This window comes from Marivita sp. (assembly GCF_048006345.1).
Classification (GTDB): Bacteria; Pseudomonadota; Alphaproteobacteria; order Rhodobacterales; family Rhodobacteraceae; genus Marivita.
Genome location: NZ_CP180351.1, coordinates 2,190,677 through 2,211,732, shown reverse-complemented (window position 1 = coordinate 2,211,732; position 21,056 = coordinate 2,190,677). Strand labels below are relative to the sequence as shown.

Below are 21,056 nucleotides of genomic sequence, written 5' to 3'. Positions count from 1 at the left end.
CATCGTCGTTTTCGGTTGACCGAAAGCCGGGACGCTGCTCTTGGGCCTGTGACCTCACCCCAAGGTATCTAAAAAGCAGAGAAGAACAGGGGGCGGCTTTGCATCGCGATGCGGTGCGGCTACCTTTCGGGCGATATTTGACGGGCAGGAGTGATGTGATGGACCTGAATGCGGATTTCACCAAGCGCGTGGTGGTGCACGCGGGCGATGCGCCGTGGATCGCCTCACCCATGCCGGGGGTCGATCGGCGCATGCTGGACCGGATCGGCGACGAGGTAGCGCGGGCGACCTCGATTGTGCGCTACGCGCCGGGCAGCGCGTTTTCCGCGCATACCCACACAGGGGGTGAGGAATTTCTGGTGCTTGAGGGCGTGTTTCAGGACGAACATGGCGACTACCCGGCGGGCACTTATGTGCGCAATCCGCCGACCACGTCGCACACGCCCGGTGCCGCAGAGGGCTGCACGATTTTCGTCAAGCTCTGGCAGTTCGATCTGGAGGACCGCACCCAGTTTCGGTTGGATGTGGAGGCGCAGCTTGGGCCGGTGCAGGACGGGATCGCGCGGGCCGAGTTGCACCGCGATGCCCGCGAGGTGGTGTCTTTCGTGGTGCTTGAACCGGGGGCTGTGCTGACCGAGGTTGCGCCCGGCGGCATAGAAGTACTGGTTCTGGAGGGAACGCTGAGCGAGGGCGTGGATGATCTGGTGCGATGGTCCTGGCTGCGGCTGCCGGAGGGCATGCCCTTGCAGGCGACGGCTGGGTCTGAGGGGGCCCGGCTCTGGATGAAGACGGGGCATCTGCCGTTTGCCCAAGCGCCGCTGGTCTGATTTTGTCCGGGACCGTTGCGATTGTTGGCGGTGGGCTGACTGGGCTGGCGCTTGCATCCCGACTGCACGAAGCCGGGCGCGCGTTTCGCCTGTTCGAAGGGCGGGACCGGCTGGGCGGACGGATCAACACGGCGCAGGTTGGGTCGCAGTGGTTTGATCTGGGCCCGTCGTGGTTCTGGCCGGGGCAGCCGCGTATGGCTGCGCTGGTGCAGCATTTGGGGCTGGAGGTCTTTCCGCAATACGCGGAGGGTGCTCAGATTTACGAGACCGCCCAAGGCGCGGTGATCCGGGATCGTGGCTTTGCCTCCATGCAGGGATCATTGCGGGTGCGCGGTGGGATGGGGGCTATTGTTCAACGCCTGTCTGAGCTGTTGCCTGAGTCTCGTGTCAAGACGGGCCGCGTGGTGCGTTCGGTGTCTGGCGATGGCACGCTGGGATTTGCGGACGGTGACCAGCAGGGTTTTGACCAGGTCGTGTTGGCGGTGCCGCCGCGGGTGGCGGCTGAATTGGACTTCACGCCGGACTTGTCGGCCTCCAAGCTGTCGGCGTTGCGGGGTATCCCGACCTGGATGGCGGGTCACGCCAAGTTCGTGGCGGTCTATGACACTGCCTTCTGGCGTGAGGACGGGCTATCCGGGGATGCGTCGAGCCAGCGTGGTCCTTTGGCAGAAATCCACGACGCCAGTGCCGACACCGGAGGCGCCCTGTTCGGCTTTCTAGGGGTGCCTGCAACAGCCCGTGCCGGTCAACGGGAGAAGGTGATTGCGGCGTCCGTGGCGCAATTGGAGCGGTTGTTCGGGCCGCGTGCGGCGTCGCCGGTCGAGGTGTTTTACACCGATTGGTCTGAGGAGCCGCTCACGGCGGTTTCTTCAGATCAGGCCTCGTTGACCCATCATCCTGCCTATGGCCGCCCTCAGGCGCTGGTGCCCGCGCCTGACAGCCGGATCCTTTTTGCCGCTACGGAGCTGGCGTCAGAAATGGGTGGGTATCTTGAGGGCGCATTGGCGGCTGCTGACGAGGCGGCGGCGTGGGTTTTGGCGGGATCTGCACCCTGAGGGCGAGGCGGATGCGTCAACGCATCCGTGGTTTCGGTCGACCGAAACCTGACGCACCTCAGACGTGAATTCCTTGGCTTCACCCTTTTGGGGACGTGATTTGGCCCAAAACCGTTTGTACTCGCTGAGCAAGAAACAACAAACGGACCTTGCGCCTCCATGCTTCTTTGGCTCTCGATCGGGTGGGTTTTCGCCTCTGCACTTGTTGCGATGCTGCCGATGCGGCGGCAGTACCTCCCCGGTGTGATCTTGTTACTGGCAGCACCCGTCTTGATCGCCCTTATTGCACATGAGGTTGGTCTTTGGGCTGCAGTCGCGGCGGTTCTGGCGTTCGTGTCGATGTTTCGCAACCCATTGCGGTATTTATGGAAGCGCCTGACAGGGCATATGGTGGAGCGTCCCCAATGATGAGCTATTCCCTCAGCGCAGCCTGTTGCTGGATCATTCTTGCGGCGATCCTCGCGGCAATCCCGTCGCAGGACAATCATTGGCGACGGGCCTATTTCCTGATGGCGCTGGGCGCGCCGATCCTGGTCTGGGTCTACATGTCCGACGGTCTTTACTGGGGCCTCGCCTTCACGATTGCTGTGATAAGCGTCTTCCGTTGGCCGTTGCGCTATTTCATCGCCTGGGTCTTGCGGATGGTGTCGCGTCCCGCCGAATGAGGCTTTACGCGCCGCGGCCCTTTGGGCAAAACGCGGGGCATGAGCACACTTCCTGACGTTCGGGGCACGTTGACCCCAAATCGCGTTTTGTCCGATCTCACCTGGCTGCGTGTGGGCGGGCCGGCCGATTGGCTGTTTCAGCCTGCGGATCTGGAGGATCTGTCTGATTTCCTGCGGGATCTTCCGGCCGATGTGCCGGTGTTTCCCATGGGGGTCGGGTCCAACCTGATCGTGCGGGATGGTGGTCTGCGGGCGGTTGTGATCCGCTTGGGGCGGGGCTTCAACGGGATTTCCATTGACGGCACGCGCGTGACGGCAGGCGCTGCGGCGCTCGATGCGCATGTGGCGCGCAAAGCCGCAGATGCGGGCGTCGACCTTACCTTTCTGCGCACCATTCCCGGAGCCATTGGCGGCGCTGTGTGCATGAACGCGGGCTGTTATGGGTCATATGTCGCCGATCATCTCATCGAAGTGCGCGCCGTGTTGCGCACGGGTGAGGTGGTGACTTTGCCCGCTTCCGGCCTGAACCTTGCCTACCGGTCCAGCGACTTGCCCGAAGGTGCGGTTGTGATCGACGCGGTGTTCGAGGGGCAACCGGGTGATCCGGCACAGCTGCATTCGCGGATGGAAGAGCAACTGACCAAACGCGATGCGACCCAACCCACCAAGGATCGCACCGCAGGCAGCACGTTCCGCAATCCGGCGGGGTTCTCGTCGACCGGGCAGGCGGACGATGTGCATGATCTGAAGGCATGGAAGGTCATCGACGATGCCGGGATGCGGGGCGCTACGCGGGGCGGGGCGCAGATGTCGCCCAAGCATTCCAACTTTCTGGTCAATACCGGGGCAGCGACGGCGGCGGACCTTGAAGGATTGGGCGAAGAGGTGAGAAAAAAGGTTTTCTTGCACTCTGGAATAGAGTTAGAATGGGAAATCAAACGGGTCGGCGAACCGTAGGTTTGCAAGGCTCGACCGGACGAGGGATCAACTCTCGCAGGTGTAGGCGGTGCGCCGGGCAGGTTGCACAATAAAACAAGGGGCTCAGCCCCGGGCAGAAATGGGGGCAAACCCCCATGATTTGAGGCGGTTTTGGGTATGTCGAGCAGGGCAAACCCGAAAGTGGCAGTTCTGATGGGTGGCCCCTCGGCCGAACGCGAGGTGTCCCTGTCGACAGGGCGTGAATGCGCCGCCGCTTTGCGGGACGAAGGATTCGAGGTTCACGAGGTCGATGCGGGCCGTGATCTCGCATCCGTATTGACTGCCCTTTCCCCGGATGTCTGTTTCAACGCGCTGCATGGCCGGTGGGGCGAAGACGGCTGTGTGCAAGGCCTGCTCGAATGGCTGGGTATTCCCTACACACATTCCGGCGTTCTCGCCTCGGCCCTCGCGATGGACAAGGAACGGACCAAAGACGTCTATCGCCGCCACGGATTGCCCGTGGTTGACAGCGTTTTGGCCGCCCGCGACGAGGTCCGGCAGCGCCATGTCATGGCACCGCCCTATGTGGTCAAACCGTACAACGAAGGCTCGTCGGTTGGGGTGTACCTCGTGCACGAGGGCGCAAACGAGCCACCACAGCTTTCCGAAGATATGCCCGAGACCGTGATGGTCGAAGCCTTTGCGCCGGGGCGGGAATTGACGACGACCGTTGTGGGGGGGCGGGCGCTCTGCGTGACCGACATCCTGACCGACGGCTGGTACGATTACGATGCCAAGTACAAACCGGGCGGATCGCGGCATGTGTTGCCTGCCGCTGTCCCGGACGAGATCACGGCGGCCTGTTTGGACTACGCGGTGCGTGCGCACAATGCGCTGGGCTGCAAGGGTGTCAGTCGTACCGATTTCCGCTGGGATGAAAGCAAAGGGCTCGCCGGGCTGATCCTGCTTGAAACCAACACCCAGCCCGGCATGACGCCGACATCACTTACGCCGGAGCAGGCCGCGCATACCGGAATGAGCTTTGGTCAGCTCTGCCGCTGGATGGTGGAGGATGCGTCATGTCACAGATGACCGCGCGCCCTGATCCAGCGCCATCGCGCCTGAAGTACCGGATGGAGCGGCTCATGCTGACGCCGCTCTTCCGCGTTTTGCTGCGGTTTGGGTTGCCGTGCCTTCTGACGTTCGGGATCGCGAGCTGGTGGCTGTCCTACGATAACAACCGCATGAAGATCATCGACACCTATGCCGATCTGCGGTCGCAGGTGGAAAGCCGGCCCGAGTTCATGGTCAACATGATGGTTGTGGATGGCGCAAGCGACATCGTTGCCGATGGCATCCGCCAGATGCTGCCATTGGACTTTCCGATCAGTTCCTTCGACCTCGATCTTGAAGCGATGCGGGCCACGGTTGTCGCGCTTGATCCGGTCAAATCTGCGCGGCTTTACGTGCGGCAGGGAAATGTTCTGCAGGTGGACGTGGTGGAGCGCATCCCCGTGGTGCTCTGGCGCAACGAGCGGGGGCTGCAGCTTTTGGACAATGAGGGCGTTCTGGTCGGCCCTGCCTTTGTCCGGGCGGACTGGCCGGAATTGCCATTGATCGTTGGCGACGGTGCGGACAAGTACGTCACCGAAGCACTGGATCTTGTGGCGGCTGCTGAGCCGCTTTCAACACGTTTGCGCGGATTGGTGCGGATGGGAGAGCGCCGCTGGGATGTGGTGCTGGACCGCGACCAGCGCATCCTGCTGCCGGAAACCGAGGCGGTGCAAGCCTTGGAACGGGTGATCGCCATGGATCAGGCGGTCGACATGCTGGAACGGGACCTTGTGGCAGTCGATCTGCGGCTGCCGAACAGGCCAACTCTTAGAATGACAGACGGAGCGGTGCAGGAATTGCTGCGAATCCGTGCGATTGAGGCAGGGGAACAATAAGAATGATCGAGCTTTACGAGTCACAGCGGGCAATGCGCAACATGCGCAAGGCGGCGATGCAGAGAGGGGTGATTGCCATTCTCGATATCGGCAGCTCCAAGATCGCGTGTCTTGTGTTGCGGTTCGACGGGACAGATCGGGCGATCGAGAGTGACAGCATCGGATCTTTGGCCGGCCAGTCGGGATTCCGCGTGATCGGTGCCGCAACCACCCGGTCCCGTGGGGTGCGCTTTGGCGAGATTGATTCGATGGGCGAGACAGAGCGTGCCATTCGCACCGCCGTGCAGGCCGCCCAGAAGATGGCACAGATTCGCGTCGATCACGTGATTGCCTGTTTCGGCGGCGCCGATCCGCGCAGCTATGGTCTGGCGGGCCGGGTCGAGGTGGCTGGAACCACTGTTGATGAGCAGGATGTGGCGCGGGTGCTGTCCGCCTGCGACGTGCCGGATTTCGGGCATGGGCGCGAAGTGCTGCACGCGCAGCCGGTGAACTTTGCCCTCGACCACCGCAGCGGTCTGATCGACCCGCGCGGTCAGATCGGGCAGGACCTTGCTGTCGACATGCACATGCTCACGGTCGATGCGATGGCGATCCAGAACCTTGCGCATTGCATGAAGCGTTGTGACCTCGAACTCGCCGGTATCGCAAGCTCGGCTTACGTCTCGGGTGTGTCCGCGCTGGTCGAGGATGAACAGGAGCTGGGGGCCGCTTGCATCGACATGGGCGGTGGATCAACTGGTCTGTCTATCTTTATGAAAAAGCACATGATTTATGCCGATGCAGTGCGCATGGGCGGCGATCACGTGACCAGTGACATCTCGATGGGATTGCAGGTTCCGATGGCTGTGGCCGAGCGGATCAAGACGTTCCATGGCGGTGTTGTCGCCACCGGAATGGATGACCGCGACATGATCGAAATCGGGGGTGATACCGGCGATTGGCACCATGACCGACGGTCGGTCAGCCGGGCGGAACTGATCGGCATCATGCGTCCACGGGTCGAAGAGATATTGGAAGAGGTGCGCGGTCGGCTGGACGCAGCCGGGTTCGAGCATCTTCCCAGCCAGCAAATTGTGCTGACGGGTGGGGCCAGCCAGATCCCCGGTCTTGACGGTCTGGCGACCAAGATTCTGGGGCAGCAGGTACGTCTGGGACGGCCCATGCGGGTGCATGGTTTGCCACAGGCTGCGACGGGTCCGGGATTCGCCAGCGCAGTCGGTTTGTGCCTGTTTGCAGCCAATCCACAGGACGAATGGTGGGACTTTGAGATCCCCGTGGACCGCTATCCGGCACGATCCTTGCAGCGTGCAGTAAAATGGTTCCGCGATAACTGGTGACCGCAAGATGTTGAGCTTTCGGCAAAATCCCGCGTAGGGGGGTGGCAGGTAGCGGCACATTTGGTGCTAAAGTACGGTTTTTACGTGACGTTTGGGCGATTGCCCGGTAATAATTGACGAAACAGGTGCAGAAAACGTCCCGAAATGGGGCTGAGACAGCAGGCGGACAAGCAAATGACATTGAACCTTTCGGTGCCCGGACAGGAAGAATTGAAACCCCGCATCACCGTGTTCGGTGTGGGTGGAGCAGGCGGTAACGCGGTCAACAACATGATCGACAAGTCCCTTGAGGGCGTCGATTTCGTGGTTGCCAACACCGACGCGCAGGCGTTGCAGCAAAGTCGGTCCACCAGCCGCATCCAGCTGGGCGTGAAGGTGACCGAGGGTCTGGGCGCGGGTGCGCGGGCAGCCGTGGGTGCTGCCGCTGCGGAAGAAAGCATCGAACAGATCGTCGATCACCTCGCCGGGGCGCATATGTGCTTCATCACGGCGGGCATGGGCGGCGGCACCGGGACAGGTGCTGCGCCGATCATCGCACAGGCCGCGCGCGAACTGGGCGTTCTGACGGTAGGTGTCGTCACCAAGCCGTTCCAGTTCGAAGGCAACAAGCGGATGAAGCAGGCCGAGGAGGGCGTCGAAGCGCTCCAGAAGGTCGTGGATACGCTGATCATCATTCCGAACCAGAACCTGTTCCGTCTCGCCAACGAAAAGACAACCTTCACCGAAGCCTTCTCCATGGCGGACGACGTGCTCTATCAGGGCGTCAAAGGTGTGACCGACCTGATGGTCCGTCCGGGTCTCATCAACCTCGACTTTGCGGATGTTCGCGCCGTGATGGACGAGATGGGCAAGGCCATGATGGGTACGGGCGAGGCCGAGGGCGAAGATCGCGCCATCCAGGCTGCCGAAAAGGCCATCGCGAACCCGCTCCTGGACGAAATCAGCCTGCGTGGCGCGAAGGGTGTTCTCATCAACATCACCGGCGGTCACGACCTCACGCTATTCGAGCTGGACGAAGCGGCGAACCGCATCCGCGAGGAAGTGGATCAGGACGCAAATATCATCGTTGGCTCCACGCTCGATGACAGCATGCAGGGCATGATGCGCGTCAGCGTTGTGGCAACCGGCATCGACGCTGTGGATGTGCACACCGAAGTTCCCGTTCCGCGCCGGTCTCTGGCAACACCGTTGACCCAGACCACACGCGTCGAAGATGCTCAGCAAGCTGAAAAGGCCGCGTCGCATCCCGAACAGGTTGCCGCACGCAAGGCGCAGGAACCGTCGCTGTTCGACAGCCAGCGCGAGGCCGAGGACGAGCGGATGGAGCCTGTCTTCGAGCGCCGCGCAGAGCAGCAAGAAGCCATCGACGAGGATGGTCTTCCGGCACCCGCCTATCGTCCGCAGGTGGCCGAGTTCAACCCGCGTGAAGACAGCATCGAAGCCGATCCCGAGCAGTTCGTGGCGCCGCGTGCGCCTGCTCCGGGTACGCCGAGCGCAGAAGCGCTGGCCCGTTTGCAGGCTGCCGCATCGCGTGCGCGTCCGGCACCGGGGGCCCGCCCGAATATGCAGGTCGAGCAAGAGCCTGCAGACAGCGAACGCCCGCGTTTTGGCATCAATTCCCTGATCAACCGCATGACCGGCCACGGCCAGCAATCCGAGGCTCCGGTTCGTCGGACGACCCCTCCGCCGGTCCAGTCCAGCGGTGCCGCACCGGCCCGCGCGCCGTCTCCGGAAGCGGATGAAGATCAGGAACGGATCGAGATTCCGGCCTTCCTGCGGCGTCAAGCAAACTGAAATAGCGGTTAACCGCTGGTAAAACGCCTCCTTTTTAGGAGGCGTTTTTCGTTTGAAAGCATGGGGTTGTGGGGTCTGGCAAGATTCCGCCGATATCTTTCGAGAGCTTGTTTCAGGCCGTTACAATCTTTGATTTGAGGCCAGATAGGTCAGAGAGTATCACCCATCTCGAAACGCCGCATGGGGGTGCCGGCGTATTTGATCGAGGGTCTTTTGCAAACAACGGTTCACTCTATCGTCCGTTTCTCGGGAATCGGCCTTCACACTGGTCTGACAGTGAACATGGCCATCTGCCCGGCTCCGGCCGATCATGGTATCGTGTTCGAGCGGACGGATATCCGGCTCGGCAATGCCCAAATCCCTGCGCTGTTCGACTTTGCCGACCAGTCGCCGCTTTGCACAAAGATCGTGAATCAGTCCGGTGTCTCGGTGTCGACCATCGAACATGTGATGGCGGCTCTTGCAGGATGCGGCGTTCACAACGCGCTGGTTCGTATCGATGCCCCCGAAGCCCCCGTTCTGGATGGCAGCGCAGCCCCCTTCGTGCGCGGCATCCTTGCGGCCGGCGTCAAGCAACTCCGCACACCGATCCGCGTGATCGAAGTTCTGAGCACTGTCGAAGTTCATACGGCACAGGGTTGGGCGCGGCTTGGTCCGGGCGCCGGTCTGACGATGGATTTTCATATCGACTTTGCCGACAAGGCCATTGGCCAGCAAAGCAAGTCGCTGAACCTGGCTAATGGCACATTCGTGCGTGAACTCTGTGACAGCCGGACATTCTGCCGTGCCGCCGATGTCGAAGCCATGCGCGCCGCAGGCAAGGCGTTGGGTGGAACGATGGAGAACGCTGTTGTCGTGGATGGCGACACGGTTCTGACCCCCGGTGGTTTGCGTCATAGCGATGAAGCCGTGCGTCACAAGATGCTCGATGCGCTGGGCGATCTCGCCTTGGCAGGTGCGCCTTTGCTTGGGCATTACGAAGGCCACAAGGCAGGCCACACTTTGACAAACATGCTCCTGCGCGAACTGTTCGCAACGCCCGACGGCTACCGCGTGCGCGACTGTGACTCGGTGCTTGCGGCACGGCTTCCGGGCGCGGGTGTCGAAGCGCACGAGATTCCCGCGGTTGCCTGACCGCTGCGTCTGGCGTGCGGATCACACAGCACACACCCCTTGTGCAAAACCTCAATCGCTTGTGTGCCTAAAGGCGTTTTGCCTTCCGATTTAATGTGCTAGGACCGATGGCAGACAAGTGGCACATATAGCCACGGCGGCTTAACGAAGGTGACGGGCATGGCAGCGGGCAGAAGCGCAAGAGCTGTGATCGGGGCGGGGCTCTTGGTGTTGACGCTGACGGCGTGCAGCAATGGCGAACGTCCGGGCTTTGGCCCCGGCGGCGTTCCGATCGAGAATTACACCGCCGAGCAGATCTTTGAACGGGGCGAGTTCGAACTGAACAGCAACGACCCCGAGGATGCCGCGTTCTATTTCTCGGAAGTGGAACGGCTCTATCCGTATTCGGAACTCGCCAAGCGGGCTGTCATCATGCAGGCCTTTGCGCATCACAAGAACAAGGACTACGAAAACAGCCGCTCTGCCGCGCAGCGTTATGTCGACTTCTACCCGACTGACGAAGATGCTGCCTATGCGCAATATCTCCTCGCGCTCAGCTATTACGACCAGATCGAAGAAGTGGGCCGCGATCAGGGCCTTACCTTCCAGGCGCTGCAGGCATTGCGTACGGTCATCGAACTCTACCCGGACAGCGAATATGCGCGGTCGGCAGTGCTCAAGTTCGATCTCGCATTCGACCATCTTGCCGGCAAGGAAATGGAAATCGGGCGCTACTATCTACGTCGCGATCATCACGCTGCCGCGATCAACCGCTTCCGCGTTGTGGTCGAAGACTTCCAGACCACAACCCACACCGCAGAGGCGCTGCACCGTCTGGTCGAAGCGTATCTGTCGCTGGGTTTGACCGACGAGGCGCAAACGGCTGGCGCGATCCTGGGTTACAACTACCAGTCGACCGACTGGTATGAGGACAGTTTCAAACTGCTCACCGGGCGTGGTTTGGAATTGAAAGCGACCGGAGACAACTGGCTGCGGCAGATCTATCGCCAGATGGTCAAGGGTCAGTGGCTTTGATCGGGGGGCGGTGCGTCTGACAACGCACCCTGTTGCACAGAATGCTGCGCGCGCTTGAAATACGGGACATGTTGATCATCGACCGGCTGGAGCTTGAGTTCCAGCCGGGTCTCAACGTGTTGACCGGCGAAACCGGCGCGGGCAAGTCGATCTTGCTCGACTCGCTGGGTTTTGTGCTGGGCTGGCGGGGCCGCGCCGAACTGGTCCGCAGCGGGGCTGATCAGGGCGAGGTGACCGCAGTATTCGATCTACCCAAAGGTCATCCGGCGCACGATGTCTTGGCCGAAGCCGGATTCGAGGATGCGGATGAATTGATCCTGCGCCGCGTGAACACCGCCGATGGCCGCAAGACGGGGTGGGTCAATGACCGCCGCGTCACCGGAGAGATGCTCCGCGCCCTGTCCGACACGCTGGTCGAACTGCACGGGCAGCATGACGACCGGGGATTGCTGGACTCAAAGGGGCACCGGGCGCTTCTGGATCAGTTCGCGGGCCATGATGACCTGCTGGCTGCGGTGAGAACCGCGTGGAGTGCCATGTCCAAGGCCCGCAAAGCGCTGACTGAGGCCGAAGCGGCGTACAAGGCCGCACAGGCCGAAGAAGAATTCCTGCGCCATTCGGTGGGGGAGTTGGACAAGCTGTCCCCCGAACCGGGCGAGGACGCAGACCTCGACGCGCGTCGACGTATGATGCAAGCCTCGGAACGTATCCGCGACGACATCGCCCGCGCCGCACAGGTGATGGGGCAGGACGGTGCAGAGGGCGCGTTGTCGGATGCGCTGCGCTGGCTCGAAGGGGTCAGTGATGCTGCTGAGGGGCGTCTGGACGATCCGCTTGCGGCGCTGGCGCGGGCCATGGCCGAACTGGACGAGGCGGCGCGCGGCGTGTCTGCCTGTCTCGATGCTCTGGAGTTTGATCCGCACGAGCTTGAAGCCACCGAAGAACGGCTGTTTGCCCTGCGGGCGCAGGCGCGCAAACATGGGATTGCGCCGGATGATCTGTCCGGTTTGGCCGACACCCTGCGCGATCGTTTGGCCGCATTGGATCAGGGTGCAGACCGCATGACGCGGTTGCAATCCGAGTTGCGCAGCGCTGAAAAAGCCTATGACAGCTCGGCGATGACTCTGCGCGACAGCCGCGCGGCAGCGGCCAAACGGCTGGACGCGGCGGTCTGTGCTGAATTGGCTCCGCTCAAGATGGAACGCGCGGTGTTTGTGACCGATGTCGCGGCCGCGCCCGCTGGACCCGAGGGCAGCGATGCTGTGGCCTTCACCGTTGCCACCAATCCCGGCGCACCGGCTGGCCCCATCGGCAAGATCGCATCGGGCGGTGAACTCAGCCGGTTCCTGCTGGCGCTCAAAGTGTGCCTGTCGGAACAGCGCGATGCCGGACTGACGATGATCTTCGATGAAATCGACCGCGGTGTCGGTGGGGCGACCGCCGACGCCGTCGGTCGTCGTTTGGCGGCTTTGGCCGAAGGCGGGCAGGTGCTTGTTGTCACCCATTCCCCTCAGGTGGCGGCCCTTGGGGCGCATCACTGGCGGGTGGAAAAGCGGGTTGCGGACGAGCAGACCACCTCGACCGTGGTGCCACTTGATCCGCTTGCACGGGAAGGCGAAATCGCCCGCATGTTGTCGGGCGATACCATCACGGATGAGGCCCGCGCGGCGGCGCGGGCGCTCTTGGCGGGTTAGAGGCGCATCATCCCGTATCCGGAGTCCGGCTTCATAGCCGGGCATTTTTTCCGTTCGTTTGCGCCTTGCTTAATGTTCGTGAAGCGCTTGCAAGTGTGTCCTGATACCGACGGTTTCGGACTGTGATCCCATCAGGGGTGGACAGTCCCGACGCATTGAATAAGCCTTGGTAATCAGAAGCTTTTTGGCGTTGTTCGCCTTCCCCGAAAGGACCGCTTGGCATGGCGCCAGCTTTGCGTGGTCAATTGCAGGCAACGAAAAGACAGTTCGCGCGCGGCTGGGATTTGCTGCGCCATAAAGGACCGTCGCAATTCCAGTTCTGGTTGATCGCGCTTTTGATCGGGATTGCTGCCGGTCTGGCCGCCACGTGTTTCAGGCTGGCGATCACGTTCCTGCAAACCTCGGTCTACGGCACGCCCAGCGTCACGACGATCCACAGCTATGCCGAAACCCTGCCATGGTGGATGCTCTTGTTGATCCCGACGGTCGGTGGCCTCGTGGTGGGGGTGATCGTGCATTACTTCACCCCGGACGGTCGGGTGCGGTCAGTCGCCGACGTCATCGAGGGCGCGGCGCTGAACGATGGCCGCGTGGAAAAGAAGGCAGGCATCGCCTCGGCCATTTGTTCGTGGATCACGTTGTCGACGGGTGGAAGCACCGGGCGGGAAGGGCCGGTGGTTCATATCGCCGCGATGATTTCGTCCTGGGTGTCGAACACGATCCGCGCCGATGGGATCACGGGACGCGATCTTTTGGGCTGCGCCGTGGCGGCTGCAGTATCGGCGAGCTTCAATGCACCGATCGCGGGGGCCTTGTTCGCGCTTGAAGTCATCCTGCGCCATTTTGCAGTGCACGCCTTTGCCCCCATCGTTGTCGCCAGTGCGGCGGGAACGGTGATCAACCGCCTCGTGTTCGGAGATGTGACGGAATTCAAACTCCCCGGCACCACGACAGTGGAGTTCTACCTGGAACTGCCGGCTTTCTTCATCCTGGGTCTCGTCTGTGGCCTAGTCGCGGTTGTGATGATGCGTGCCGTCTTCCTTGCAGATGACGTGGGATCGCGGTTTCAGAACAGGATGGGTTTGCCGCATCTGCTGCGTCCGGCCATTGCTGGAGTGATGCTTGGGGCGCTGGCAATCTGGTTCCCGCACATCATCGGTGTCGGCTACGAGACCACGTCCCGCGCTCTGACCGGCGCGCTGCTCTGGCACGAGGCCGTGGTCTTTGCGATGCTCAAGGTGATTGCCGTTGCCATCACCATGGGCGGGCGCATGGGCGGCGGGGTGTTTTCCCCTTCGCTGATGCTGGGCGCACTGACCGGGCTGGCCTTCGGCCTGATCGCCACAGGGCTTTTCCCCGAACAATCGGGCACCGCCACACTCTACGCTTTGGCAGGAATGGGGGCCGTTGCCGCCGCCGTGCTTGGCGCACCCATCTCGACCACGCTGATCGTGTTCGAACTGACGGGTGACTGGCAGACCGGGCTTGCGGTGATGGTCTCTGTCTCAATGTCGACGGCTGTGTCCGCACGCCTTGTCGACCGGTCGTTCTTCCTCACTCAGCTGGAGCGACGCAACGTCCACCTTGCCGCCGGACCGCAGGCCTACCTGCTGGCGATGTTCCGGGTGCAGGGCGTGATGCGCAAACCTACTGACAGCAACGCGGCCGATGAAGAGGCGTGCCTGACCATGATCGAACAGGGACTGTTCGTGCAGGCGCAAGCCACCTTGGAAACAGCGCTGCCACTCTTCGACAAATCAGGCGTGGCCTTCCTGCCGGTGGTGAAACTCGAAGGACCCGAGGACACGCCCGTCTTGCAGGGTGCGCTGTTCCATGTGGACGCTCTCAAGGCCTACAACCGCGCGCTGGCAGCGACGGCTGAAGAAGAACACAGCTGACACCGCGGATCAGATCCGTTCGACCTGCACTCCATCCTGAACCCAGAACGCAAGATGGTCCTTGATCTCGGCCACGTCCTCGTTCGGGTTTTCATAGGACCAAACTGCATTGGAATAGGTCATGCTTTTCGAGACGATGTCGAAATAGCTGGCCTCGCCCTTATGCGGGCAGGTTGTCTTGTGATCAGACACATCCAGAAACGCCATCGCCACATCGGACCGCGGGAAATAGATGACAAACGGCATATCGCCTTCCGTCAATTCCAGAGCATTGGTGCTTTCCGCGATCACGGCGCCACCGGCGCGCACCACCCAAGTGCCTTCAGCGGGTCTGACTGTAATGTGTTTCTGCATGATCCATCCCTTTTGACTGCGATGTACCGGGGTTAACGGGGGAATGTAAATGTTTATGGTCAGATTGGCGCGCAGGCACGCGTCAGCCAAGTTGACACATCGCCCTCGACCAAGGGTCCGATCCGCTCCAAAACCTCCGTATGATAGGCATTGAGCCAATTGCGTTCCGCTTCGGTCAGAAGCCCCGTGTCGATCAGCCGCGTGTCGATGGGCACATAGGTCAGCGTCTCGAACCGGTACATGTCCGGCACTGTCTGACCGGGCAGGGCCGGGGCCTCTTCGACGACGATGAGGTTCTCGATGCGAATACCGAATGCGCCTTCGCGGTAGAACCCTGGCTCGTTCGACAGGATCATCCCCGGCATGAACGGCACTGTCCCCGTGCGCGCCAGCCGTTGCGGCCCTTCGTGTACGCTGAGATACGACCCGACACCGTGCCCGGTGCCATGACCGTAATCAAGTCCATGCTCCCACAGCGCCACACGTGCCAAAGCATCCATGTCGCGCCCAGCCAGCCCCTTGGGCCAGCGCAGACGGGAAATCGCGATCATGCCCTTGAGCACGAGTGTAAAGGCGCGTTTTTCGTCTGCGCCAACCGTTCCAATGGCAACGGTGCGTGTGACATCCGTCGTGCCATCCACATATTGCCCGCCACTGTCCACCAGAAGCAGACCCGGCTCGACCTGACGGTTGGTCTTTTCCGTCACCCGATAATGCACAATGGCCCCGTTTGGACCGGCACCGCAGATCGTGTCAAAGCTGATGTCGCGCAGCGCGTTGGTCGCCGCGCGCTCACTTTCCAGCCGGGTGACCACATCGATCTCGGTGAGGCTGCCCGGCGGTTGATGGTCCAGCCAGCACAGGAACCGCGCCATCGCTGCCCCGTCCCGAAGATGCGCCGCGCGCGCGCCGTCCAGTTCAGCAGACGACTTGCAGGCCTTTGGCAAGGCGCAAGGGTCCTGCGCCTCGATCATCTTGATGCGCGCCTCAGCAAGCGTGTCCGCCACGATCACCGGGCAACTGCCCGGGTCGATCTGCACCGGGCCCTCGAGACCCGTCAAGGCCGGCAAGAATTCCTCAACAGGGGCAACGCGCACTTTGGGCCCAAGGTGATCCCCGAGATTGACCAGCTTTTCAGGGTTTACATACAGTGTGACACTGCCCTCCGCATGCAACAGAGCAAATCCAAGCATAAACGGCGTGCGGGGCAGATCATCTCCACGGATGTTCAAGAGCCAGCAAATACTGTCGGGCAGGGTCAACACGGCTGTTGTTGCAGAACCCAAACCCGCTGAAAGTCGTGCGATCTTGGCCTCATGCGTTTCGCCAGTCAGCTCGACAGGCTGCGCAAAAGCGAGAGTCGCGGGAGGGGCGGGTTGGTCTTCCCAGATTCGATCCACAAGGTTTTCGACCCGCTGCAGGGTCACTGACCCTGCGCTAGTCTCCAATTCCCGGACCTGTGACACGGTGTGCAACCATGGATCGAACCCGACAACCCCACCTGCCGCGACATTTTCAGACAACCAGTCGCCCAGCGACACTTCCGGCCAAGGCACCGGCGTGAACACATCCGCCACCTGCGCCCGCACCTGAACCCGATAGCGGCCATCAATGAACACGCCAGCCTTGTCCTGCAACGCAACGCAGAAGCCCGCCGAACCGGTGAACCCGGTAAGCCAAGCCAGTCGGCTGTCGCGCTCAGCCACATATTCGCCCTGATGGGCATCTGCGCGCGGAACAATGAATCCGTCCACACCCGCAGCCGACATCTCGGCGCGCAGCGCAGCCAGTCGCGGCGGGCCCTGTTCGGGCGAAGATGTCTCGGAAAAGCTTTGGAACATGATGCGGTCTCTCTTCGATATGGCGCGAGCGAACCCGGAATGACACGCAATGGCAAGCCCTGCTGCACCTGTTCAGGGGTTTGAAAAGCCCCCTGCTTCTTCTCTTTATAAATACGCAAACCGCGGCCCGCAGGGCCGCGCTGGTCGGACCGGCAAAGCCGGTCCGAAACCCTGATCAGCTCGCGCGCTTGATGCCCATGAGCCGTGCCCGTGCCCGCGGATCGCTGTCGAAGAGCGATGCCAACTGCTCGGTCATGGCCCCCGCCAGCTGCTCCACATCGGTGATCGTCACGGCGCGCTCGTAATAGCGGGTCACGTTGTGGCCGATGCCAATAGCCAGCAATTCCACCTGCTTGCGCCGCTGAACCATGGCGATCACGTCGCGCAAGTGTTTTTCAAGGTAATTCGCCGGGTTTACTGACAACGTACTGTCATCAACCGGGGCGCCGTCTGAGATCACCATCAGGATCTTGCGCGCCTCAGAGCGGTGCAGCATCCGCCGATGTGCCCATTCCAGCGCCTCACCGTCGATATTTTCCTTAAGCAGGCCTTCCTTCATCATCAGGCCTAGGTTCGGGCGGGTCCGCCGCCAAGGCGCATCGGCGCTCTTGTAGATGATGTGGCGCAGGTCGTTCAGGCGACCGGGCTGCTGTTCGCGCCCCTCATTGAGCCATTTCTCTCGCGCCTGACCACCTTTCCAGGCCCGCGTGGTAAAGCCGAGGATCTCGACCTTGACCGAACACCGCTCCAGTGTCCGGGCCAGAACATCCGCACAGATCGCCGCTATGGAGATCGGGCGTCCGCGCATGGAACCGGAATTGTCCAGAAGCAGCGTCACCACCGTGTCGCGGAACTCGGTGTCCTTCTCGACCTTAAAAGACAACGGCGTCGTCGGGTTGGCAACAACCCGCGCCAGACGGCCGGCATCCAGAATGCCTTCCTCCAGATCGAATTCCCATGAGCGGTTCTGCTGCGCCTGCAGGCGGCGCTGCAGCTTGTTCGCCAAACGGCTTACCGCGCCCTTCAACGGTTCAAGCTGCTGATCCAGATAGGCGCGCAGGCGCTCCAGTTCGACCGGTTCGGCCAGGTCTTCGGCCAGGATTTCCTCGTCATAGGTCGAATCGAACACCTTGTAGTCGGGATCGGCCTCGGAGATCGGGGCAGGGGGCGGCGGCTCCAAGGGCGCTTCGCCGTCGGGAATTTCGGTCTCGTCGCTCAGTTCCTGATCGGCCATTTCGTCCATGGACACCTGCGCCTGGCTGGGGTCCTGGGTTTCGTCCTGGCTCGATTCAGGGTTGGCGTCTGCGTCTTCGCTCTCGTCCTCGTCCTGACCGGTGCTGTCGGGTTCCTGCTCGTCGTCGCTGCCTTCTTCGGCCTGATCCTGCGCGTCCTCGTCCAATTCGTCGGGATCGTCACCCAACTGGTCACCATAACCCAGATCGGTGATCACCGCGCGGGTGAAGCGGGCAAAGGCCGCCTGATCGCTCAGAACATCCTGAAGGTTCTCAAGCGTGCCACCCGCCTGATTTTCGATAAAGCCGCGCCACAGGTCCATGACGTTCTGCGCGCCCGCAGGCAGGTCACGCCCGGTCGCCAGATGACGCACGAGGTATCCCGCTGCTTCGGCGAGAGGCGCGTCCGAGGCTTCCTTCACCTGATCATACCCGCGGCGCATTGCGTCATGCCCGATCTTGGCGTCGATATTACCAGCGGTGCCCGGCATATCGCGCGCACCCATCGCTTCGCAGCGGGCGGTTTCCATGGATTCGTAAAGCTCGCGCGCCAGCTCTCCCTGCGGGGCATAACGCGCGTGGGTGCCGGCATCATGATACCGGCGATACATCGCCATGGCGTCGGCGGTGCCGCGTGCCAGCATCACCTCGTCGCGGGTCAGACGGCGGCTGATCTGCGGCAGGCGCATCGCATCGCCCGAAATGCCCGAAGGGTCGACCGAATAGCTGACCGTCAGGTCAGGGTCGCGCGCCATGACCTTGGTCGCTTCGGCAAGCGCCTTCTTGAACGGATCGGCGGGGTTGTCACTGGGTTTGCTCATGACCTGACCTTTCCACGCAGTTCAGTCGCGCACAATGCAATCTGGTGAAAGACGCAACGCCGCTTGCCGGCTTCTTTGGGCCGAAGATACCTCGGGGGTCTGGGGGACGAACCCCAGACTGTCGGATCGGCTCTGCCGATCCGAAACCCATCACCCCAGGCTCAGAGATGCCGCACTCTCGGGCAGCTCTTCGTCAAAGCAGCGCTGGTAGAACTCGGCCACCGTCTGGCGCTCCAACTCGTCGCACTTGTTGAGGAACGACACGCGGAACGCGTAACCCACATCGCGGAAAATCTCGGCGTTCTGCGCCCAGGCGATCACGGTCCGCGGGCTCATCACGGTGGACAGATCCCCCGACATGAACGCGGTGCGCGACAGGTCCGCCACGGTCACCATCTGGCGAACGATCTTGCGGCCCTTCTCGGTATTGTAATGCGGCGCTTTCGACAGAACGATCGAGGTCTCGGCGTCGATTGACAGATAGTTCAAAGTGGCCACCAGCGACCAGCGGTCCATCTGGCCCTGGTTGATCTGCTGCGTGCCGTGATAGAGGCCCGTGGTGTCGCCCAGACCCACCGTGTTGGCGGTGGCGAAGATGCGGAAATACTTGTGCGGGGTGATCACCTGGTTCTGGTCGAGCAGCGTCAGCTTGCCGTCGGTTTCCAGGACCCGCTGGATCACGAACATCACGTCCGCCCGGCCCGCGTCGTATTCGTCAAACACGATGGCGGTCGGGTTGCGCAGCGCCCAGGGCAGGATGCCTTCCTGGAACTGGGTGACCTGCTTGCCGTCCACCAGCTTGATCGCGTCCTTGCCGATCAGGTCGATCCGGCTGATATGGCTGTCGAGGTTGACGCGCACGCAGGGCCAGTTCAGCCGCGACGCGATCTGTTCGATATGGGTCGATTTCCCGGTGCCGTGATAGCCCTGGATCATCACGCGGCGGTTGTTGCGGAACCCGGCAAGAATCGCCAGCGATGTGTCCGGGTCGAACTTGTAGGTGCTGTCGATGTCCGGCACGCGCTCCGTGCGCTCGGGAAAACCGTGGACAACCATGTCCGTATCAATGCCAAACACCTCGCGTACGGAAATTTCTTCTGTCGGTTTGGCGTTGATGTCGATCGTCCCGTCGGCCATGTTGCGGACATCCTTCTCAGCTGGGGTTTGCGTGTGTGTGGTGCAACATAATGGCGGGAGGAGCAAGGGAAAGGGCATGGGAATTCGTTCATGACGCCGCAAGAAGAGGTGGAAAACCTCATTGTCCGTGTGGCGATGGGCGACCGTGCCGCGTTCAATCGCCTGTATGACAGGACATCTGCGAAACTTTTTGGCGTTTGCCTGCGTGTGTTGAATGATCGCGTGGAAGCCGAGGAGGTGTTGCAGGACGTGTTCGTGACGGTGTGGAACAAGGCGGACAGTTACAAGATCAACGGGTATTCCCCGATGACCTGGCTCATCACGATCACCCGCAACCGCGCGGTGGACCGTCGGCGTGCCATGAAGCTGCCCCCCGTTCCGATCGAGACAGCCGACCTGATGCCTGATAGCAAACCCGGACCCGAAGCCAGTGCCGTCGCCGCGTCCGAGGCGCGTCAGATCAAGGCCTGTCTGGATGAACTGCCGCGCGCGCGAGCGCATCTGGTGCGCCGGGCCTATCTCGAAGGTGACAGCTATGCCGATCTCGCGCAGGCGACGGGCGTGAACCTGAATACCATCCGGACATGGCTGCGCCGCAGCCTGATGGCCCTGCGGGAGTGTTTGAGCAGATGAGCGATCAGACCCTCCCCCCCGATGGCCCAGAAGAGGACGAAGACCGCGTTCTGGCTGCGGAATACGCGCTGGGACTTCTGACCGAAGAAGAACGCGCGCGGTTCGAAGAACGGCTCGACACTGACGCCGCGCTGCGTGCCGAAGTCGTAGCTTGGGACGAACATTTCGCAGCTGTCATCCTTGACGACGTCGAAGAGGTGGCCCCGTCGCCGCAGCTTGCCAAACGCCTGCAGACGATCCTTTTCAAACCGGAGAAACAGTCTTTCTGGCAGCAGATTTGGCCTTATGGCCTGGGCGGTCTTGCCGCCGCGCTGGTACTTTGGCTGTCGATCAGCACGGGTATCCTCGTGCCCGAAGACAGCCGCCTGCAACCCGATCTCGTGGCCGAACTGGCTCCGACGCCAGATGGCGAAGGGCTGGTGATCCGCGCGACTGTCGACACAACGCTTGCCGCGGTCGAAGTGGTCCGAGCGGCAGGCACCCCGCCGGACGGTCGGGTGTTCGAGCTTTGGCTGATTGCCGGCGATGCTGCACCGGTTTCGCTGGGTCTGCTCGAGGACGGCAACAGTACCCTGATCGACCTGCCGCAAGACCTCTTGGCTGTGCTGCCGGGTGCGCTGCTGGCGATTTCCGATGAACCCCCCGGGGGATCGCCGACAGGTGCGCCAACAGGTGCCGTGCGCGCCGCAGGTCCGCTCACGTCCTCGTGATCTAACTGTGATGCGCTTTTTTGAAACACACCTGACCTGAGCT

19 protein-coding genes are annotated in these 21,056 nt (G+C 61.9%); 15 read left to right on the top strand and 4 right to left on the bottom strand.

The features are described from left to right. Positions 1–158 precede the first annotated feature (158 nt). The 13 genes from ACMVPR_RS10870 (at position 159) to ACMVPR_RS10810 (ending at position 14,285) form a co-directional block, all read left to right on the top strand. The gene (locus ACMVPR_RS10870) at positions 159–827 is read left to right on the top strand and encodes a cupin domain-containing protein (RefSeq protein WP_416882897.1); all 669 of its coding nucleotides are present in this window, start codon (positions 159–161) and stop codon (positions 825–827) included. Between the two features lie 2 nt (positions 828–829). Then, the gene (locus ACMVPR_RS10865) at positions 830–1,882 is read left to right on the top strand and encodes a flavin monoamine oxidase family protein (RefSeq protein WP_416882896.1); all 1,053 of its coding nucleotides are present in this window, start codon (positions 830–832) and stop codon (positions 1,880–1,882) included. 159 nt (positions 1,883–2,041) lie between these two features. After that, positions 2,042–2,290 (top strand): DUF2484 family protein, encoded by a 249-nt coding sequence (locus ACMVPR_RS10860; protein ID WP_416882895.1) that lies wholly within the window; start codon positions 2,042–2,044, stop codon positions 2,288–2,290. Beyond that, positions 2,287–2,547, top strand: a complete 261-nt coding sequence (locus ACMVPR_RS10855; protein WP_416882894.1) for a DUF2484 family protein — start codon at positions 2,287–2,289, stop codon at positions 2,545–2,547. The genes ACMVPR_RS10860 and ACMVPR_RS10855 overlap by 4 nt, the downstream gene beginning before the upstream one ends. Before the next feature lie 39 nt (positions 2,548–2,586). Further along, positions 2,587–3,504 carry a UDP-N-acetylmuramate dehydrogenase gene (gene murB / locus ACMVPR_RS10850; RefSeq protein ID WP_416882893.1) on the top strand — a complete coding sequence of 306 codons (918 nt, stop codon included), beginning with the start codon at positions 2,587–2,589 and terminating at the stop codon, positions 3,502–3,504. A gap of 138 nt (positions 3,505–3,642) precedes the next feature. Next, the gene (locus tag ACMVPR_RS10845) at positions 3,643–4,557 is read left to right on the top strand and encodes a D-alanine--D-alanine ligase (protein ID WP_416882892.1); all 915 of its coding nucleotides are present in this window, start codon (positions 3,643–3,645) and stop codon (positions 4,555–4,557) included. After that, a complete protein-coding gene (locus tag ACMVPR_RS10840) occupies positions 4,545–5,414 on the top strand; it encodes a cell division protein FtsQ/DivIB (RefSeq protein WP_416882891.1) in 870 nt (289 codons plus the stop codon). Before ACMVPR_RS10845 ends, ACMVPR_RS10840 begins: the two co-directional genes overlap by 13 nt. Before the next feature lie 2 nt (positions 5,415–5,416). Further along, the gene (gene ftsA / locus ACMVPR_RS10835; protein ID WP_300582472.1) at positions 5,417–6,751 is read left to right on the top strand and encodes a cell division protein FtsA; all 1,335 of its coding nucleotides are present in this window, start codon (positions 5,417–5,419) and stop codon (positions 6,749–6,751) included. A gap of 174 nt (positions 6,752–6,925) precedes the next feature. Further along, positions 6,926–8,545 (top strand): cell division protein FtsZ, encoded by a 1,620-nt coding sequence (gene ftsZ, locus ACMVPR_RS10830; protein ID WP_416882890.1) that lies wholly within the window; start codon positions 6,926–6,928, stop codon positions 8,543–8,545. 213 nt (positions 8,546–8,758) lie between these two features. After that, the gene (gene lpxC, locus ACMVPR_RS10825) at positions 8,759–9,679 is read left to right on the top strand and encodes a UDP-3-O-acyl-N-acetylglucosamine deacetylase (RefSeq protein ID WP_416882889.1); all 921 of its coding nucleotides are present in this window, start codon (positions 8,759–8,761) and stop codon (positions 9,677–9,679) included. 159 nt (positions 9,680–9,838) lie between these two features. Continuing rightward, the gene (locus ACMVPR_RS10820) at positions 9,839–10,693 is read left to right on the top strand and encodes an outer membrane protein assembly factor BamD (RefSeq protein WP_416882888.1); all 855 of its coding nucleotides are present in this window, start codon (positions 9,839–9,841) and stop codon (positions 10,691–10,693) included. A gap of 41 nt (positions 10,694–10,734) precedes the next feature. Continuing rightward, positions 10,735–12,387 (top strand): DNA repair protein RecN, encoded by a 1,653-nt coding sequence (gene recN / locus ACMVPR_RS10815; RefSeq protein ID WP_416882887.1) that lies wholly within the window; start codon positions 10,735–10,737, stop codon positions 12,385–12,387. Between the two features lie 221 nt (positions 12,388–12,608). Continuing rightward, positions 12,609–14,285: a chloride channel protein gene (locus tag ACMVPR_RS10810; protein WP_300582454.1), complete on the top strand. Its 1,677-nt coding sequence runs from the start codon at positions 12,609–12,611 to the stop codon at positions 14,283–14,285. A 9-nt stretch (positions 14,286–14,294) separates the two neighbouring features. On the opposite strand, the gene ACMVPR_RS10805 is transcribed toward ACMVPR_RS10810, so the two are convergent. The 4 genes from ACMVPR_RS10805 to cobS form a co-directional block, all read right to left on the bottom strand. Continuing rightward, positions 14,295–14,639: a DUF427 domain-containing protein gene (locus tag ACMVPR_RS10805; protein ID WP_416882886.1), complete on the bottom strand. Its 345-nt coding sequence runs from the start codon at positions 14,637–14,639 to the stop codon at positions 14,295–14,297. Positions 14,640–14,698: 59 nt separating this feature from the next. Beyond that, positions 14,699–16,480, bottom strand: a complete 1,782-nt coding sequence (locus tag ACMVPR_RS10800) for an aminopeptidase P family protein (protein ID WP_416882885.1) — start codon at positions 16,478–16,480, stop codon at positions 14,699–14,701. 175 nt (positions 16,481–16,655) lie between these two features. Beyond that, on the bottom strand, positions 16,656–18,533 hold the full coding sequence (cobT, locus tag ACMVPR_RS10795; RefSeq protein ID WP_416882884.1) for a cobaltochelatase subunit CobT: 1,878 nt from the start codon (positions 18,531–18,533) through the stop codon (positions 16,656–16,658). A gap of 150 nt (positions 18,534–18,683) precedes the next feature. Continuing rightward, positions 18,684–19,670, bottom strand: coding sequence for a cobaltochelatase subunit CobS (cobS, locus tag ACMVPR_RS10790; protein ID WP_292264706.1), 987 nt, complete (start codon positions 19,668–19,670; stop codon positions 18,684–18,686). A gap of 90 nt (positions 19,671–19,760) precedes the next feature. Between cobS and ACMVPR_RS10785 the strand changes: the two genes are divergently transcribed. Then, complete coding sequence (locus tag ACMVPR_RS10785) at positions 19,761–20,303, top strand: sigma-70 family RNA polymerase sigma factor (protein WP_416882883.1); 543 nt, start codon at positions 19,761–19,763, stop codon at positions 20,301–20,303. Continuing rightward, positions 20,300–21,013 (top strand): anti-sigma factor domain-containing protein, encoded by a 714-nt coding sequence (locus ACMVPR_RS10780; RefSeq protein WP_416882882.1) that lies wholly within the window; start codon positions 20,300–20,302, stop codon positions 21,011–21,013. The genes ACMVPR_RS10785 and ACMVPR_RS10780 overlap by 4 nt, the downstream gene beginning before the upstream one ends. Positions 21,014–21,056: the final 43 nt, after the last annotated feature.